At 38.6% G+C, this 17704-nt stretch carries 15 protein-coding genes; 5 read left to right on the top strand and 10 right to left on the bottom strand.

Annotated features, from left to right (window positions below; translation table 11 throughout):
* The first annotated feature begins 74 nt into the window (after positions 1-74).
* Positions 75-2264, top strand: coding sequence for an Ig-like repeat protein Blp2 (blp2, locus tag RMA94_RS18460; protein ID WP_311083972.1), 2190 nt, complete (start codon positions 75-77; stop codon positions 2262-2264).
* Between the two features lie 39 nt (positions 2265-2303).
* Here blp2 and RMA94_RS18455 read toward each other — a convergent pair whose 3' ends face one another.
* From RMA94_RS18455 to RMA94_RS18415, 9 genes are all read right to left on the bottom strand, one after another.
* On the bottom strand, positions 2304-2942 hold the full coding sequence (locus RMA94_RS18455) for a DUF2238 domain-containing protein (protein WP_311083971.1): 639 nt from the start codon (positions 2940-2942) through the stop codon (positions 2304-2306).
* A gap of 79 nt (positions 2943-3021) precedes the next feature.
* Positions 3022-4410, bottom strand: coding sequence for an adenylosuccinate lyase (purB, locus tag RMA94_RS18450; protein WP_311083970.1), 1389 nt, complete (start codon positions 4408-4410; stop codon positions 3022-3024).
* Positions 4411-4465: 55 nt separating this feature from the next.
* Positions 4466-5197 (bottom strand): high frequency lysogenization protein HflD, encoded by a 732-nt coding sequence (gene hflD, locus RMA94_RS18445; RefSeq protein ID WP_002118587.1) that lies wholly within the window; start codon positions 5195-5197, stop codon positions 4466-4468.
* Between the two features lie 13 nt (positions 5198-5210).
* On the bottom strand, positions 5211-6344 hold the full coding sequence (mnmA, locus tag RMA94_RS18440) for a tRNA 2-thiouridine(34) synthase MnmA (RefSeq protein ID WP_238516513.1): 1134 nt from the start codon (positions 6342-6344) through the stop codon (positions 5211-5213).
* A gap of 4 nt (positions 6345-6348) precedes the next feature.
* Positions 6349-6837: an NUDIX hydrolase gene (locus tag RMA94_RS18435; protein ID WP_032063058.1), complete on the bottom strand. Its 489-nt coding sequence runs from the start codon at positions 6835-6837 to the stop codon at positions 6349-6351.
* Between the two features lie 144 nt (positions 6838-6981).
* Positions 6982-7533 (bottom strand): gamma carbonic anhydrase family protein, encoded by a 552-nt coding sequence (locus RMA94_RS18430; protein WP_014207309.1) that lies wholly within the window; start codon positions 7531-7533, stop codon positions 6982-6984.
* A 90-nt stretch (positions 7534-7623) separates the two neighbouring features.
* Complete coding sequence (dacC, locus tag RMA94_RS18425) at positions 7624-8772, bottom strand: D-alanyl-D-alanine carboxypeptidase PBP5/6 (protein WP_002118558.1); 1149 nt, start codon at positions 8770-8772, stop codon at positions 7624-7626.
* Positions 8773-8898: 126 nt separating this feature from the next.
* Positions 8899-9321, bottom strand: a complete 423-nt coding sequence (locus RMA94_RS18420) for an MCR_0457 family protein (RefSeq protein WP_016806044.1) — start codon at positions 9319-9321, stop codon at positions 8899-8901.
* Positions 9322-9475: 154 nt separating this feature from the next.
* Complete coding sequence (locus RMA94_RS18415; RefSeq protein ID WP_311083969.1) at positions 9476-9847, bottom strand: MCR_0457 family protein; 372 nt, start codon at positions 9845-9847, stop codon at positions 9476-9478.
* 101 nt (positions 9848-9948) lie between these two features.
* Here RMA94_RS18415 and surE point away from each other — a divergent pair, with 101 nt between their 5' ends.
* The 3 genes from surE to RMA94_RS18400 all read left to right on the top strand — a co-directional run bounded on the left by surE (position 9949) and on the right by RMA94_RS18400 (position 12690).
* Positions 9949-10719, top strand: a complete 771-nt coding sequence (surE, locus tag RMA94_RS18410; protein WP_068563301.1) for a 5'/3'-nucleotidase SurE — start codon at positions 9949-9951, stop codon at positions 10717-10719.
* A gap of 111 nt (positions 10720-10830) precedes the next feature.
* The gene (locus tag RMA94_RS18405; RefSeq protein WP_068563302.1) at positions 10831-11658 is read left to right on the top strand and encodes a peptidoglycan DD-metalloendopeptidase family protein; all 828 of its coding nucleotides are present in this window, start codon (positions 10831-10833) and stop codon (positions 11656-11658) included.
* Between the two features lie 102 nt (positions 11659-11760).
* Positions 11761-12690, top strand: coding sequence for a LysR family transcriptional regulator (locus RMA94_RS18400; protein ID WP_311083968.1), 930 nt, complete (start codon positions 11761-11763; stop codon positions 12688-12690).
* A 51-nt stretch (positions 12691-12741) separates the two neighbouring features.
* Here RMA94_RS18400 and RMA94_RS18395 read toward each other — a convergent pair whose 3' ends face one another.
* Positions 12742-15360: a Lon protease family protein gene (locus RMA94_RS18395; RefSeq protein WP_005067989.1), complete on the bottom strand. Its 2619-nt coding sequence runs from the start codon at positions 15358-15360 to the stop codon at positions 12742-12744.
* A gap of 165 nt (positions 15361-15525) precedes the next feature.
* On the opposite strand from RMA94_RS18395, the gene RMA94_RS18390 reads away from it, so the two are divergent.
* Entirely contained in the window at positions 15526-17700 is a 2175-nt protein-coding gene (locus RMA94_RS18390) for an AmpG family muropeptide MFS transporter (RefSeq protein ID WP_311083967.1), read from the top strand.
* Positions 17701-17704 lie beyond the last annotated feature (4 nt).

Genomic DNA, 17704 nt, shown 5'->3' with positions numbered 1-17704 from the left:
TAAAATAGCTTTTAGATGAACCATTTAAAAAGTTAGACATTTAAAAATATAACTGAAATTTAGGACAGGAAATAATGACAAGAATAATTGTAGCATCCAAAGAGGGTTTGGACGTTCTGCAAGATGGTCAGCTCAATAAGGTCGTGTTAAGTAAACCTTCTATTATTCAAATTGGCGTAAGTCAAAAAGATATAGCATCGGTGGAAAAACAAGGTGGAAGTCTAGTCGTCCATTTAAAAAATGGAGAGACCATTGTCTTAGAAAATTTCTTTAATGAAGTAACGAATACAACAGAACATTCACTTGTTCTTCCGACTGAGCATGGAAAATTTGTTGAGGCACAATTTGATGCTCAAGGTAAGGTGATCGACTATACAGGTTTAAACCATGTCACAGATTTAGCCTATACTAGTACGAGCCAACCAGCTTCGACAATGGCGGTTGATGATTCCCCAACTTTTTCGATGGGTAACGTGCTAAAAGCTGGTTTGGCGGTTTTAGCTGCTGAAGGTTTATATCTTTGGGCTTTTGATAACGATGACAAAGATGACTCTTCAGGACCAGTAGATATCTTAGCTCCTGCTGCACCGACTGCTACTGTTGCTGATGATACTGTTACAGTTAATGGTAAAGCAGAAGCAAATGCAAAAATTTATCTTAAAGATGCTGCTGGAAATACAGTCGCAACGGGTGTGGCAGATGCGAGTGGTAATTTTACAATTAAACTCGATAAGCCTTTAGCAAATGGAAATAAATTAAATGTTTTTGCTGAGGACGCTGCTGGCAATATGTCTAAAGCTGGTGTTGTGACTGGTAGTAAAGACACAATTGCTCCAGATGCTCCCCAAACTCAGCTGAGTGATGATGGTTCATTGGTAACTGGTAAAACTGAAGCAAATGCAAAAATTACTGTTTATGATGCTGGTGGTAACGTATTAGGCACTGTAACTGCGAATAAGGATGGTATTTTTTCTTTAAAGCTTACTCCTCCATTGACGAGTGACGCCGGAGGAAAAGTTATAGCTGAAGATGCTGGTGGTAATAAATCTGAACCGACTAAAATTATTGCAGGAAAGGATACTTTCGCTCCGGATGTTCCTTTAGTTGAAGTCAATAAAGAAGGCACCACGGTTGAAGGACAAACTGAGCCTAATGCAAAAGTTCAGATAAAAGATGCTGATGGTAAAGTGATTGGAACTGGTACCGCAAACGCACAAGGTGAGTTTCAAATCACGCTTTCGCCTGCTTTAAAAGAGTCCCAAAAGGCAACAGTTATTGTTGAAGATGCAGCAGGTAATACCTCTAAACCTTTAGAAGTTTCTCCAAGTTATGACTCCATTGCACCTGAGAAGCCTGTTGCTCAGATTAATGCTGATGGCACAACCGTAACAGGTACAACCGAAGCAAATGCAAAAGTTGAAATCAAAGATACGACAGGTAAGGTCATTGGTACGGGAACGGCAGATGCAAATGGAAAATTTACAATTACGATTTCGCCTGCTTTAACTGATAACAAACATGCTTCAGTTTCGGCGATTGATAGTGCAGGCAATAAATCTGAGGTTCTTGATATTATTGGTACTAAGGACACAACCCCACCTGCAAAACCTGTTTTAAACAGTGTGGATGATGATGTTGGTGCTCTAAAAGGTGCGATTACTGCTGGTTCAGAAACTGACGATGCAAGACCAAAGCTCACAGGCTCAGGTGAGGCAAATGCAACTTTAACCATTTATGATAATGGTGTTGCTATTGGGATTGTAAATGTAAGTAGTAGTCGATCATGGAGCTTTACGCTCGATAAAGACTTAGCAATTGGTAAACATACTATTACCTTAATGCAAACCGATGCGGCAGGGTTTACCAGTGAAGTGAGTTTACCTTTTACGTTTGATGTAGTCGCTCCAAAGGCTGCCAGTTTAAGTGAGGTAGCTGTTGATACTGCTCATGCAGAAACTGTATCTGTTGCTGATAGTGTTGGGTTAAATACATTAAAGTTAGTACAAAGCACAATAAATGAAACGGATAGCCAAGAGCAGAAATCTGTGCCATTAGATGATTTGTTAAAAAGCTCTACGTCTAGTGAACCAGACCCAATTGAAACTCTTTTGTCTTCAGCGGCATTAAAGCCTACTCAGGTAAATGATCAGAGTGATATAACTACGAACGCTAGTAATATTACTCCCAATCTTGAGCATGTTTTACCTGATACGACTTCTTCGGTTTTACAAAGCCTTTTAGAACAAACCTATCCTGTTGTCTAAAGTGATCTTAAAAAAAGCGCTCATTGAGCGCTTTTTTGTTTATGAGTTATTTGTTTTGGAGGGAAGCATCAGTGCAAGAAGTCCATAGAAAATGGCACCAATGGTCGCTAACAGCATATCTTTATGGGCATCCCACATATCGCCTTGTTGCCCATTATAATTTTCGGCTTCTTCCGGAGATAATCCAATAGCAATTGCCCATTCAATAAGTTCATATAAAACACTTGAAGCCATTACAAATTGAACCACTAGTAAAAATAGACTGAATGGCTTTACTGATGGTAACCACACCTGAAACACGCGATAAGTAAGAGGGTAGAAAAAAATACCATAGGCAAGATGAACCAAACGATCATACATATTACGGGACCAACCCATGTATTGATCTAAATTAAAATTGAATGCTTGTTGTATCCAATCATTGTATGGAACATATGAATACAGATAATGCGCACCAACAATATGGATGAGCAAAAACAGTAAATAGAAAATAAAACTTAAAAAATCGAGTCCAATCTTCTTAAAAATAACAAAGAGCAAAATCAACATAAACACTGTGCCCACTTGATGAAGTAAATAGGCTTCAAATTCAAGAGGGTGAATAGCTGAAATGACAATCGCAATCAAAAGCAAGCCAAGAGCAATATAGTGTTTAAGTTTGAATTGTTTTTCGATCATTTTATAAAGACTTTATTGTGATTTATATCAGTGTAATAAAAAAGCGAAGCCTAAGCTCCGCTTTTTGTAAACTTTTTAATTAGATTTTGCTAATTAAATCGTTAATTTGTTTCGCTTGTTCGGCTGCATTACCTGTGTAAGTTGCAGGCGTAAGTTCAGCTAAACGCGCACGTTCTTCGCTTGGTACTTGAGCGAGTTCATCACCATTTACGAAATTAACCATCATGTCACGAGTCATTGCCTGACCACGAGTTAATGCTTTTAACTTTTCGTATGGCTTTTCAATGTTGTAGCGACGCATTACAGTTTGAATTGGTTCAGCTAAAACTTCTTGAGCTTGGTCTAAATCTTCATTTAAACGGTTTGCATTTAACTCAAGTTTACCAACACCTTTTAAGCACGCATCGAAAGCAATTAAGCTTTGTGCAAAACCAACACCCATATTACGTAATACAGTTGAGTCAGTTAAGTCGCGCTGCCAGCGTGAAATTGGTAATTTTTCACCTAAGTGAGCCAATACTGCATTTGCAATACCTAAGTTACCTTCAGAGTTTTCAAAGTCAATTGGGTTAACTTTGTGTGGCATAGTTGATGAACCAACTTCGCCTTCTTTCAATTTTTGTTTGAAGTAACCTAGAGAGATGTAACCCCATACGTCACGGTTAAAGTCGATTAAAATCGTATTAAAACGACGTAACGCATCAAACAACTCTGCCATGTAGTCATGTGGTTCGATTTGAGTTGTATAAGGGTTGAATGTTAAACCTAAAGATTCAACAAAAGCTTGTGCGTGAGCAGCCCAATTCACATCTGGATAAGCAGAAAGGTGAGCATTGTAGTTACCTACAGCACCATTGATTTTGCCCAGCAATTCAACATTTTCAAATTGTTTGATTTGACGAGCTAAACGGTATGCCACATTCGCCATTTCTTTACCCAAAGTTGTTGGGCTGGCAGTTTGACCGTGTGTACGAGACAACATAGGTTGTTCAGCGTGAGTCGTTGCCAAAGCAGAGATCGCATTAAGGATTTGCTTCATGCTTGATACTAAAACTTCACGACCGTTTTTAAGCATAAGCGCATGAGACAAGTTGTTGATGTCTTCAGAAGTACATGCAAAGTGAATGAATTCACCCGCATTTTGTAATTCAGTGATACCAGCAATTTTCTCTTTTAAGAAATACTCAACTGCTTTAACGTCATGGTTAGTCGTACGTTCAATCTCTTTAATGCGATTTGCATCTTCTTCAGAGAAGTTGCTAACAATTGCATCTAAAGCTGCATTTGTTTCGTTTGAAAAAGGTGCAACTTCAACAATTTCCGGACGGTTAGAAAGTGCTTGTAACCAACGCACTTCTACAGTGACACGAGCATGGATTAAACCAAACTCAGAAAGAAAAGGGCGTAGCGCATCACATTTGCTGGCATAACGTCCATCTAATGGTGATAGTGCGGTTAAAGCGTTCATAACGATTCCTTAATGTTGGAATAAACATAAAACTAAAAAAATCTCGTTTATAGTCTTAAACGACTTGGTACTGTAAACGAGCAAGTGCTTGAATATCCTGTAGCAATTTACGTTTGCTAAAAATCATGTTCCACGAACTACCGCCGAGTTGTCGCCATAAATGGGCCATTTGCAAGCCAGTAAACAGACAAGCACGGATGCGGTTAGTATGATTGGTATCTTTAAATGCTTCTGCATTACCACGAACTAAAATGCGTGGGTTAATCTGGCCAGCCGTATCAACATAAGTTTGCGCCAAATTGGCTAAAATGCTTGGGTGTAAGTAGTTATTATCAAAAAAAGACAGCTGTTTTAAAATTTTCTGCTGAGCTTTTTCAATGATTGCGACATATTCAGGATTGCTATAAACCTTTTTTTCTAGCTGTAAGAGCGACATCGCATAGGACATTGGCAATTTGGCCGTGCCCATTTTTGGAAGGCGAGACTTAGGCATGTTTGAAAAAGGTTGAGTAATACAATTTTCGAGTGTTTTAAGCCCTAAAGAAATATCTGCCAACTGATTAAAAAAATCTAAGGTTTGAACACCATTGTTGGCTGTAGGGCGTATATTTAAACTTGCTTTGATTAATAGTTCAAAATAGAAGTTACCACTTTCACCAATACTTTGCTGACCCGTCATGGCTGTCATATGGGTGAGCTGAGTGGCCTGAAATACCCCAGCCAAGGCAAGGGCACGGTTTTGGCGAACATTCAAGGCTTGTGATTGTTGAAATGGTAACTCCACCATGCCATTCATTCCCTTAAATAAAATTTGGTGTAGGGGCATTTGTATGGTGAATGACACCCCCGCCTAAGCAAACTTCATCTGAATAAAATACAACGCTTTGACCCGGTGTAACAGCACGCTGAGGTTCATCGAACTCAACGCGAACACCGTGTTCAGTGTTTTCATCAATAAAAATTGTACATGGCTGATCAGGTTGGCGATAACGCGTTTTAGCTGTACAGCGTAATCCTTCAACTGGAATATTCTGTTCACCAGCTACCCAGTCAATTGACTCACTCCACAGTTGAGTACTTTGCATGAGTGGGTGTTCATGTCCCTGACCAACAACGAGGCGATTATTGGCCAGATCTTTATGTAGTACGAACCATGCACCTTCAGCTGCACCTTTCAAACCACCTAGACCAATTCCGCCACGTTGACCGAGCGTATAGTACATCAGACCGTGATGTTCACCAACTTCTTTACCTGTATCAAGTACAATTTTCCCAGGCTGAGCGGGTAAATATTGTTTAAGGAAGTCATTAAAACGACGTTCCCCAATAAAACAGATTCCTGTTGAGTCCTTTTTCTTGGCTGTAGCAAGATCAAGTTCTTCAGCAATTCTGCGAACTTCAGGTTTTTCGATTTCACCTACTGGGAATAAGGTTTTATTAATTTCTCTACCATGAACGGCATGTAAGAAATAGGTTTGGTCTTTATTGTTATCTACACCACGTAATAATGGTGCGTATGCTTCGCCTTTAGAGTTATATGCGGTTTCACCACGGCGTGCATAATGACCAGTCGCAATAAAGTCTGCACCTAAAGTCATTGCATGATCTAAAAATGCGCGGAATTTAATTTCTTTATTACATAAAATATCTGGATTTGGCGTACGACCAGCAGCATATTCAGCTAGGAAAAGTTCAAACACTCGATCCCAATATTCCATAGCAAAGTTTGCTGTATGCAGCTTAATACCGATTTTATCAGCTACTGCTTGGGCATCAGCTAAGTCTTCCATTGCCGTACAGTATTCCGTGCCGTCGTCTTCCTCCCAGTTCTTCATGAAAAGACCTTCAACTTGATAACCCTGTTGAAGTAAAAGTGCTGCAGAAACAGAAGAGTCTACACCACCAGACATACCGACGATGACACGTTGTTGCATAGGACTAGGCATCCAAATGAGAAGTTAATGAGGGAGAGAAGGGGTGCTCATAAATAAGCGATAAAGGATAATGGTGGCCTTTCATAGCATCTTCAACTGCTTTTAGCACAAGAGGACTGCGAGCACGGGCAGATTCTTTGAGTTCATCAGGTGTCATCCACACAGCAGCGATAATACCTGTGTCGAGTTGAGGATCACTTTCAACCTGAGTTACATGCGCTAGAAAACAGAAACGGTAATAGGTGCGATCGGGAAACATTGGTGGGGTATAAGTATAAATACCAAGCAAGGCATCAATTTCAACATGATGGCCTGTTTCTTCAAGTGTTTCTCGAATGGCAGCTTCTGTTAATGACTCACCACATTCCACATGACCAGCAGGTTGGTTAAATACTGTGTGTACAAAACCTTCGCTATGTTCTTCTACAAACAGATAGCGTCCGTCTTTTTCTACGACTGTAGCAACAGTGACATGAGGAGTCCACGCGGCCATAAAAAAGCACCATGATTTAAAAGACGTATAATACGAAATTTAGGGGTTTTTGGCTACGGTGATCTGCTAAACGATATGAGCAATACGACAAAACCATATCGTTTAAAAAGCAGAATTTTTATTACTCATAATCAAGATAGATAATTAATCCTGATTTGCTTGTGCAGCTTTATGATTATTTTGCACTTTTACATAATGTCTTGCTGAATAAGGAAGGAACGCCAGTTCTTTTTCAGTGAGTGGTCGCACTTGTTGTACAGGGCTTCCTACATAGAGATAACCGCTTTTTAAGACTTTGCGAGGTGGAACTAAACTTCCTGCACCAATCATCACATCATCTTCAATAATTACGTCATCTAGAATAACGGTGTTGATTCCGACTAAAACACGGTTGCCAATGGTACAGCCATGCAAAGTCACATGGTGTCCAACCGTTACATCTTCACCAATAATCAGAGGTGAGCCATTCGGTTTGGCATCATTTTTATGGCTTACATGCAACATACAATGGTCTTGTACGTTACTGTTTTTGCCAATTTGAATACTATTTACGTCACCACGGATGACTGCAAAAGGCCAGACAGAAACATTTTCAGCTAAGCTAACGTCACCAACCACAACAGCCATTTCATCGATATAACAGGTTGTATCTACTTGAGGGTGGTGTTCAAGATAAGGACGAATGTTCTTTGCCATAAGAAGTATCAAAATAAAATTTAGTCGAATTATAAAATAAAAAAGCACTCAGGCTAAATAGCATGAGTGCTTAATTCAACTATTCAAAAATTAGAATAAGTTGCTGAAGAATTGTTTGATATGATCGATTAAACGAGCAAAGAAACCTGCTTCTTCAACTGGCTTTAATGCAACTAACGGCTTTTCAGCAATTACTTTGCCATCTAGGCTAGCAACAAGCTTACCGACAACTTGACCTTTTTGAAGTGGTGCATTTAAGTTAGGTTGAACCACTAACTGAGTTTTAATGCCATCAGCTTTACCTTTAGGCATAGTCACACTAAAGTTTTCAGCTAAACCAACTTGAACTTCATCTTCTTTACCAAACCAAACTTTTGCTTTTGCAAGAACCTGATTGGCTGGTTGAACATTTGCAGTTTCAAAGTTTGCAAAGCCCCAAGCCAGTAATGTACGCGTTTGGTCTGCACGTTCAGACATGCTTGGAGTACCAAAAATCACTGAAATTAAACGCATTGGACCGCGTTTACTTGAAGTAGTTAAGCAGTAACCAGCTTCATCTGTATGACCTGTTTTTAAACCATCTACACTTGGGTCGGTGTAAAGCAAGGCATTACGGTTACCTTGTTTAATACCATTAAAAGTAAACTCTTTTTCAGAGTAAATTGGGTAGTATTTTGAGCTGTCTTTAATAATATGTTGTGCTAACACAGCCATATCTTTTGCAGTTGAATAGTGGCCTTCAGCTGGCATACCAGTCGAGTTAATAAACTGGGTGTTTACCATGCCGATACGTTTTGCTTCCTGATTCATCATATGAGCAAACGTGCCTTCATTTCCGGCAATATGTTCAGCCATCGCTTTTGATGCATCATTACCTGACTGGATAATAATACCGCGGAGCATTTCTAGAACTGTCGCTGTACCGTTTAAAGGAACATACATACATGATTCAGAGCTACTTCCTTTACACCATGCAGACTCGTTCATACGAACCTGCTCATTTTCAGTCAGTTCACCTTTTAATAATTTTTGTTCAATGATGTAACTGGTCATCATTTTTGTCATAGACGCAGGTGCAAGCTTTTCGTTTTCATTTTTAGAAGCGAGAATCTGTCCTGTCTCATAATCCATTAATACATAAGACTTATTATTTAATTCTGGCGGAGCTGATAAGACAGTTGCTGCATAAGAAAAACTTGGTAAGAGGAGTAGTGCAGCAATAGCGCTTTTTCGAGTCATTCTAGGTAATTCCAATATCTTGTATGAAGCAGAAGAGCCTAGCATTTTAGGATAAAGCAAAGCCGACTTCTACGGGAGAAGTCGGCTTTTTCAAACAGTATTGTAACTCAAGAGTTTTTTACTAATTTAGTTTTGCGATTGATATGCTTTCACGTCTTGGCAAACTAATGTGTTTTGTTCATCACCGGCAGCTTTCGCATCGCTACGTGCTTCTTTTAAGTATTTCTTGAAAGCTTTATCTTTACTACGTTTTTCTAATGCAGAAACAGCATCGGTTTCATTTGGTAGGTAGTCTTTCACTAAGCGTTCATAGCCTTGAGCAAAATCAGCGTCTTTTTTACCAATCAAACTTGGACAAATTTCAGAAAGCACTTGAATTGCAGCTAATTCTTCAGGAGTCGTGCCTTGTTGCGGAGTGACTTCAACAACGTTTTCATTTTCGGTTTTCTTTTCAGTCGTTTTCTTCTTATCAGCAGCGAAACCAACTGTTGCCATGCTCATAAGTAAAACCAAAGAGAGCGATTGAACTAAGCTTTTCTTCATAAACATCGATAACTCAAAATAAAATTTTTAAATATAGCGTTAGCTTAACCAATTTAGATTTTAAAAAAATGGAAAAAATGTATTGTTATGTTGGTTTTCTGCTTAATGGCAAACAGAAAACCCCAAATGAATAAGTCTCTATATCACAAAAGAGTAAGATCTATTCTTTATAATTAACGATCTCTTCACAGAGCTCATGTTGCTCATGATGATCCATTTGTTTTGCCGCAAGACGTGCTTCATTTAATAAAGTTTTAAATTCAGCATCGTTTTGTAGCGTCGCTAAGGTCATTGATTTATTTGAATAACCACTTAAATACACCGCAATAATTTTTTGAGCGTTTGACTCAAGTTTTTTATTTGTTCCGACAAAAGCTGGGCAGATTTCCTGCAAAACTTGTGTTGCGGCAATGTCATCTTTAATTAAGCTATCAGCCTCTTGTGTTGAGATGTCCTCATCTGCAAAAACCGCTTGCGTACACAATGTGATACTGATCCCCAATACCTGAAAAAAAGGAGCGAAAGTTTTCATTTTTTCACAATTTTATAATGCTATGGAGGCATAAATATATATAATTCAACAAATAATTCAATTGTGAAAACCATTAGGTTTATTTGTAGAGAAAGATTTTAGTGAATATTTTGATAGCGAATGATGACGGTGTTTTTGCGCCAGGTATACAAGCTTTAGCTGAAGCATTAAGACCACTTGGACGTGTGGTTGTGGTTGCACCAGAAAGTGAAAGAAGTGGTTTTTCAAGTGCATTAACATTGGATCGACCATTACGCCCCATTCAAATTGCCGAAGATGTCTGGGCGGTGAATGGTACACCAGCAGATTGTGTTTATTTATCCATGAACGGTTTGTTTGATTTTGAGTTTGACTTGGTCGTGAGTGGAATCAATAGTGGTGCAAACTTGGGAGATGACGTTTTATATTCGGGAACGGTAGGGGCCGCTTTTGAAGGCCGCTTAATGAAACAGCCTGCAATTGCCGTATCTTTAGCTGGCCCTGATGTGCGCGCTTATAACAATAAAGAAGATTATGCTCAGGCTGCTCAGTGGGTACATGATTTTATTGCAAGCGGATTACCATCTTTGCCTCCACGACATATCTTTAATATCAATATTCCTGATGTGCCGCAGTTAAAAGGAGCACAGATTACATATCAAGGTCGCCGTGCTCAATCTAAGCCTATTACTAGTCATGTCGATCCTCGAGGTCGTCAAGTTTATTGGATTGGCTTAGCCGGTGAGGCGGTTACAGATCCGCAACGTGTTTCTAGCCAGATTCAATCTGATTTCTTTGCCGTTGCAAACGGTTATGTAAGTGTTACACCTATTCAAATGGATGCAACAAATTATGCTGTTTTAGAAGATTTGCAGCTCAGTTTGAGTCAATAATTTGCCTCGAATGTTATAACTTTGTGAATAAAGAAAAAGAGGAACGTGTTTCCTCTTACTTTTTTGGTACTCTTAGCCGAAATGATTTGTAGCATTTAGTGAGGGAGATCAATGCATTTAATTGGGCAACAAAGCAGAGTGCATATCCAAAAAGACAAAATAATGAAAATTATGTTGTTGTCTGTGGCTGTAGGTTTTACCGTTGCTATGGCAGGGTGTGCTTCTAAACCACAAATTAATAATAGTTCTCGCTATGCAATGGCTCCTAACTATTACACAGTTCGTTCAGGTGATACTTTAAGTGGTATCGCAATGCGTTATGGCCTCGACTATATTAGTATTGCCGAAATGAATGATATTGCTCCGCCATATCGTATTTATGTTAATCAGTCTTTGCGTTTGAAGAAAGGTTCTTCACCAAGAACTGTATCTACGCAAGTCATGACTCAACCTGAGCAAATCAAACGTCAAACCATTGCTCTACCAACCACACAACCTGTTACCCCAGTAACTCAGCCTACAACGACCGCACCGTCAACGAATACGACAGTGACTTCAGTTGCACCGAATTCTAGCCTACGTTGGATAAAACCGAACAATGGGCCAGTGATTCAAGGGTTTAATTTGGCAAATAATGTCAAAGGAATCCGTTATGGTGGAAATCAGGGTGACCCTATTTATGCTGCAGCAGATGGTCAAGTTGTTTACGCGGCAGATGGCTTAAAAGAATACGGCAATTTGGTTTTAATTAAGCATATTGACGGTTATATCAGTGCCTATGCCCACAATAGCAAGATGTTGGTGAAAAGCGGTGACAATGTAACTGCTGGACAAAAAATTGCCGAAATGGGCTCTACAGGAGCATCTCAGGTTATGCTTGAGTTCCAGATCCGTTTGGATGGCAAACCAATTAATCCTGTAAATCTTTTACCAAAATAGCTAATGCATAAAACTTAGGTTTCCTCGTATAATATAATTGGTTGCTTTCATTACAACAATAAGCATTTTTTTATAAATTTAGAATTAGATTTGAGGAAACCTATGTTAGATCAGCTTCGTGCGATGGGTGTTTTTGCTTGTGTGGTTGAAAAAAGTTCATTTAGTGGTGCGGCACGTGAATTAGGAATTACAACAAGTGCGGTGAGCCAGCAGATTCGATCCCTTGAGCATGAAATGGATGTAATTCTATTACATCGCTCCACGCGTAAACTCAGTTTGACAGAAGCCGGACAGGCTTTTTTTTCAAGCTGTCAAGAAATGTTGGCGGCTGCTGAAAGGGGGAAAATCAGAATTAATGAGTTGAGGGATGACTTAATTGGGGATTTGCGTATAGCAACAACTCCTGATTTAGCAGTTCAGCACATTATTCCTGCATTATCTCACTGGATGTCAGCTCATCGCGGTTTATCTGTGCATTTTGAGGTTGGACATCGTTATATCGATTTGATTGAAGAGCGAATAGATATTGCAGTACGTATGAGCTCTACTCCAGTAGAAGAGAGTAGCTCTGTCATTCCAATGGCTTTTGTAGATCAAATTTTAGTAGCTTCTCCAAGTTATCTAAATCAGTCTAGTCCAATTGTGCATCCTAATGATTTAAGAGATCATGAGTTATTGTCGATCAATGTCATGAATGACGCACATCTTTTCCATTTTCACCATGTAAAAACAGGTGAAACACTTAATGTTGAAATGCAGAGCCGTTTGCAGAGCAATAATTTACAAGTCGCAAAGGCGTTATGTCAGCAAGGGCATGGTATTGCACGAATTCTATATTTAGATGCTCAAAAAGAGTTAAAAAATGGTTCTTTGATTGAACTCATGCCAGATTGGAAATTACCAACATTTACTTTGTATGCAGAAGTTGCCAAACATGATCAACAACCAATGAAAATTCAGCGCTGTGTTGAAGCACTTAAACAATATTTTAGTCAATTAGCAGGAGGACGAGCGATCCAAATCGTTCGCTAATTTTGCCACTCTAAAAGTAAAAAGGGCCTGTATCTGACAGGCCCTTTTTTATTATTTCTGTTTTAAGGTTGCAACTTCTTCTACACTTTCTTGCGGCAGATCTTCCGCAGTAAGTTCTTCATGCTTCTTAATTTTTTTCTTATTTTTCTTTTTCTTCTTTGGCTCCTCTTCAATTTCTGCGCCATCTTCAATGGCTTGCCAATATTCGAGTTGCTCCATTACAGCAGCATAAATAGAGTGTTTACTGTACTTACCTTTTTTGTCGAGTGTACCGACAGGGCGGGCCATTAAAATCTCAAGCGCTTGATCAATTGTATCAATCGCATGAATATGGAATTGACCACTTTGTACCGCATCAATTACATCTTGGCGTAACATCAAATGCTGCATGTTTTGACGTGGAATAATGACACCTTGTTTGCCAGTTAAACCTTGTAATTTACATGCATCATAGAAGCCTTCAATTTTTGCATTTACACCACCAATTGGTTGAACTTGGCCTAACTGGTTCATAGAACCCGTAATTGCCCAAGATTGATCAATTGGTATTTGGCTAATTGCTGAAATTAATGCAGAAAGCTCGGCAACTGTTGCACTGTCGCCGTCTACTTGTCCATAACTTTGTTCAAAGGCTAGAGCAGCAGAGAAATGTAAAATCTGTTCACGACCAAAGTGAGCTTTCAAGAAGCTAGACATGAGCAACACGCCTTTGGCATGCAGTGAACCACCAAGTTCTACACTACGTTCAATATCAAGAATATCGCCGCCACCTTGATAGACTGATGCAGTCAAACGTGAAGGTAAACCAAACTCAACATCTGCATAGTGAATAACAGAGAGGGCATTGATTTGACCTAAACGATGACCAGAAGTCTCGATTAACTGAGTTCCACGTGACAGATCTTGCCAGTAAAGCTCTCTTAAATAGCCTAAGCGATACTGTCTGTGTTGTAGTGCCAAGTTAATGTGCTGGTCAGTTACAAGCTTTTCATTGGCTTTAAATGCATGGTGATGTGCTTCCCGAATCAGGTCGCCCAAAGTTGAAGCATGTAACGACAGTGAGCTTTGGTCTTCTGCCTGACGACTTGAATCGGTAAGTAAAGCTGCTAAAGCACTGCGGTCAAACGGAAGTAATTTATCCGCTTGTACATAATCAGCAATTAGCTGCATGTAGGCTTGTTCATTTTCGTCATTACGTTGCAGAGTATCGGTAAAATCTGCACGAATTTTAAAGACACTACCAAGCTCTGGTTCTACTTCTAAAATTTCATAATAAATCTCAGGCTCTGCCATAAGAACCACTTTAATATCAAGCGGAACAGCAGCAGGTTCAATCGAGATAGAGCCTGTTAACGTCAGCATATGTTCAAGAGAAGAAAGCTTGAGCTGACCTGATTTCAAGGCGCGCTTTAAACCTTGCCATGCATAAGGCTGTTCGAGTAATTGCTCAGCCTCAAGCATTAAAAAGCCACCATTGGCTTGATGTAGAGCACCTGGACGAATGAGAGTGAAATCTGTGGTAATTGTGCCGTTGTGAGTAAGTTGTTCAACATGACCAAGCAAGTTGTAGTGGGTTGGGAAATCTTCAAAAATAACCGGTGCACCACTGTTTGGTTTGTTTGAGACAATTACATTGGCCTGATAACGTGCAGGCACACGATTGAACATTGCCGGAGCAAAGTCATCTTCTTCTTGCTCTAAAATGAGTTCAACATTATCAATTACATCTTGAGCATATTGTTTTAAATAATCTTCAAGGCCTTTGACTTGACCATATTTATTTAAAATCAAATCCATGCGTGGCTTAACCACTTGAGTCGCGATGTCTCGATTCAACACAGAGACTTTGTCACGTGCGTCATCTTCTAAATCACCTAAATGCAAACCAAGACGCTCGAGCTTTTTATCCATGTAGCGAACATTCGCTGCAATTTCAGCACGTTGCTTAGTATTTAAAGCATCAATTTCTGTTTGGGTGAGTTCTTGCACCTGATCATCTTTTACTTGTACAGGTACAAAGCCATGCTTTTCATTGCGGGAGATGAGTTTTAAGTCGAGCTCTTCACCTTCTTTGGTTAACTCGACGAGCGCTTGTTGCTGTTCATCTCCAGTTTCCTCACGGATACGCTCAATACGGTTATGATAGGTCTCCGCACTAAAACGGCGTTCAAGCTGTTTTAAAATAATTTGCCAAGTTTGATGAAGGGCATGTTGAAACTTGGTTCCTTGTCCAGCAGGGAAGCGTAAAGCAAGTGGTTGGCGTGCTTGCTTAAAATTATAGACATATACCCAGTCATCTGGGGTAGGCATTGTTTTCGCATGTTGTTGGAGTAAACGCTTAATCATGGTGCGTTTACCCAAGCCTGCTGTTCCTACTGCAAAAATGTTATAGCCAGAGTAGGGTAAAGAAATACCTGCTTCTACCGATGCTTTGGCACGGTCTTGTCCTAAAAAGTTATTAAGCGGTTTTATACGTTTTGTAGAAGCTGGAATTTTTTCAAAATCTGGAATATGTGTTAATTGTTCGGGTTTTAAGGCTGTTTTATCCAAAGTCATTTTTATATCAGGTTGCTCAAAAGCTGAAGGAAATGCATTTATTGTGACGTTTGTGGTGTTTGTTTTAGCGAGTGATAAAGTTGAGATGGTCACTTGATCAAGTTTTTGTGTCACTGTTGATATCCAGCAAAAGAAAACGAAGGTTGAAGCTTAAAGGTATACAGGTTTAGCATAAAATATCAAGCAAACTTGCCGTTTTTATCGCCAAAACAAAATTGATTGCATAAAGAATCTTGAAAGGAATTGTAAGAAGGGTTTGAATAGGCACATTTATAATTTATGGAAAATAAAAAACGAATGAGTGCTGAATCAAAAGGGTGGAAAAGTTCTTTTATGGCCTTCTTGGATCGCCGAGCAATTATTATGTTGTTTTTAGGCTTTTCATCAGGAATTCCCATATTTCTAATTTTTTCAACTTTATCATTTTGGTTGACTGAAGCTGGAATTAACAGAAGTACTATCACCATGTTCTCTTGGGCAGCTTTGGCTTATTCGTTCAAGTTTATTTGGGCACCTTTGATAGATAAATTACCACTTCCTTATTTAACAAGAAAAATGGGGTTAAGACGTAGTTGGCTATTAGTTGCACAAATTTTGGTTATCTGTGCAATTTGTTTAATGGCATTTACAAATCCCTTACCGAATACTTCTGATTTTGGCTCATTTTCAAATCTGACCATTATGGCAGCAGCTGCTATTTTCCTTGGCTTCTCTTCAGCTACTCAAGATATTATTGTTGATGCTTATCGTATTGAATTAACTGAAGATCCTAATGTGCAAACTGTTTTAGCTTCAACGTATAATGCTGGATATCGTACTGCTACAATCATTACACAATTAGGTGCGTTATTATTTGCAGCTTCACTGGGTACAGCTGTTGGTAATTATATATATGAAGCTTGGCGAACAACATATTTATTAATGGCAGGCCTCATGGGTATAGGAATAATTACAACATTATTTATTCATGAACCTGAAGTTAAACGTATTCAACATCACTATCAAGCTAAAGACTATTTTCAGTTATTCTCGGTTTTTGTTATTTCAACCATCGTTTTTGGGATTAGCTTTTACCAAATTGGTTTAATTTTTGATTCGTTTTCTATCGAAGATGCTTTTTTAAACTTTCTACTTTTAGTCATTAAATTTTTAATTAGTATATCAATTGCGGTTATTGTAATTTTTGGGTTAATTAAGTTTGGTCTAATTAATAAGAAAATTGTTGTAGAAACATGGTTATCACCTTTACTAGATTTTTTTAAGCGATATGGATTAAAAGTTGCTTTAGCAATTTTATTGCTGATAGGTTTTTATCGTATTTCAGATGTCGTTGCTGGTGTAATGGCTAATTTATTCTATTTAGACTTGAATTTTGATAAAGAGGAAATTGCTTGGTTTAATAAGTTTTTTGCAATCTTCTTTGTCATATTGGGTGGTTTTCTCGGAGGAATGTTAGCGCAACGCTATAATGTAATGAAAATGATGTTGTTAGGAGCAATTTTAGCCAGCACTACCAACTTGATTTTTGTTGGATTAGTTAAATCTGGCGCTACTATGCAAAATGTTCAAGTTCATATAGGGGATCAAACTTATACTACAAGCCCTGATGAAGTGGGAAATTGGTCACTAAAATTCCCGAGTAATACATTGACGTCAGCTCAGAATGAAGTCTCAATTAATTCTCAGCCTGTAGGATATGCTGAACCTTTAAAGATAAAACTTCCATTAAAATTATTTAACTCAGAATCCCAACCAGATATTTATGTTCAAGCAATTGGTGGAGATAATCTTTTATATAAAGATGAGCTGAAAAAAGATGTAATTCTTCATGGTAGTTTATTGAATCTACCTAAAAATGGTGAGCTAAAATCAGTTAGCATTTTATTGAATTCACAAAACAAAATAGAAGGTAAGATTAAAGGTAGTGATTGGAATGTTATTATTCCTGGAAATGATCTTGCTAAACTTAATTCAATACAAGTAGAAGCAAATTATGAAGCCAATAAGCAAATACATACTTTAACTTTAAACCATTCTTATCAAAAGCAGCTAGAAGAGAATCAACCTCGTTATCGTATGAATTTATCCGATATTCCAGCGATTCCGATTGATAAAAATATGGATATCGAATTGAAAGGAAAAGTAGTTGTTCCTTATAGCAAAGTTTGGTTAGTAATGGGCATCATATTTGATAACTTAGCCTCCGGATTAGCTGGGGCAGTTTTTATTGCATTTCTTTCTAGTTTAACTAGTGTGTCATTTACTGCCATGCAATATGCTATTTTTAGCTCGCTAATGCTGTTGTTACCAAAAACGATTGGTGGTTACTCAGGTACAATAGTGAATCATATCGGTTATTCAGGCTTTTTTACGGCTACATTTTTGATGGGATTACCAATTTTATTACTCGTGATTTGGGTGGGTAAGTTGTTGGCTAATCAATCATCAAAATGAAAGT

The sequence above is a fragment of the Acinetobacter sp. V115_6 genome, from assembly GCF_031799025.1.
GTDB lineage: Bacteria > Pseudomonadota > Gammaproteobacteria > Pseudomonadales > Moraxellaceae > Acinetobacter > Acinetobacter pittii.
This window is presented reverse-complemented; position numbering and strand designations above follow the sequence as displayed.

What these genes read in the sequence shown, in the direction of transcription:
- RMA94_RS18390 (WP_311083967.1), top strand. Translation starts at nt 15,526, where the DNA reads ATGGAAAATAAAAAACGAATGAGTGCTGAATCAAAAGGGTGGAAAAGT.
- purB (WP_311083970.1), bottom strand. Translation starts at nt 4,410, where the DNA reads ATGAACGCTTTAACCGCACTATCACCATTAGATGGACGTTATGCCAGC.
- RMA94_RS18455 (WP_311083971.1), bottom strand. Translation starts at nt 2,942, where the DNA reads ATGATCGAAAAACAATTCAAACTTAAACACTATATTGCTCTTGGCTTG.
- RMA94_RS18400 (WP_311083968.1), top strand. Translation starts at nt 11,761, where the DNA reads ATGTTAGATCAGCTTCGTGCGATGGGTGTTTTTGCTTGTGTGGTTGAA.
- blp2 (WP_311083972.1), top strand. Translation starts at nt 75, where the DNA reads ATGACAAGAATAATTGTAGCATCCAAAGAGGGTTTGGACGTTCTGCAA.
- RMA94_RS18420 (WP_016806044.1), bottom strand. Translation starts at nt 9,321, where the DNA reads ATGTTTATGAAGAAAAGCTTAGTTCAATCGCTCTCTTTGGTTTTACTT.
- mnmA (WP_238516513.1), bottom strand. Translation starts at nt 6,344, where the DNA reads ATGCAACAACGTGTCATCGTCGGTATGTCTGGTGGTGTAGACTCTTCT.
- RMA94_RS18415 (WP_311083969.1), bottom strand. Translation starts at nt 9,847, where the DNA reads ATGAAAACTTTCGCTCCTTTTTTTCAGGTATTGGGGATCAGTATCACA.
- RMA94_RS18435 (WP_032063058.1), bottom strand. Translation starts at nt 6,837, where the DNA reads ATGGCCGCGTGGACTCCTCATGTCACTGTTGCTACAGTCGTAGAAAAA.
- RMA94_RS18405 (WP_068563302.1), top strand. Translation starts at nt 10,831, where the DNA reads ATGCATTTAATTGGGCAACAAAGCAGAGTGCATATCCAAAAAGACAAA.
- hflD (WP_002118587.1), bottom strand. Translation starts at nt 5,197, where the DNA reads ATGGTGGAGTTACCATTTCAACAATCACAAGCCTTGAATGTTCGCCAA.
- dacC (WP_002118558.1), bottom strand. Translation starts at nt 8,772, where the DNA reads ATGACTCGAAAAAGCGCTATTGCTGCACTACTCCTCTTACCAAGTTTT.
- RMA94_RS18430 (WP_014207309.1), bottom strand. Translation starts at nt 7,533, where the DNA reads ATGGCAAAGAACATTCGTCCTTATCTTGAACACCACCCTCAAGTAGAT.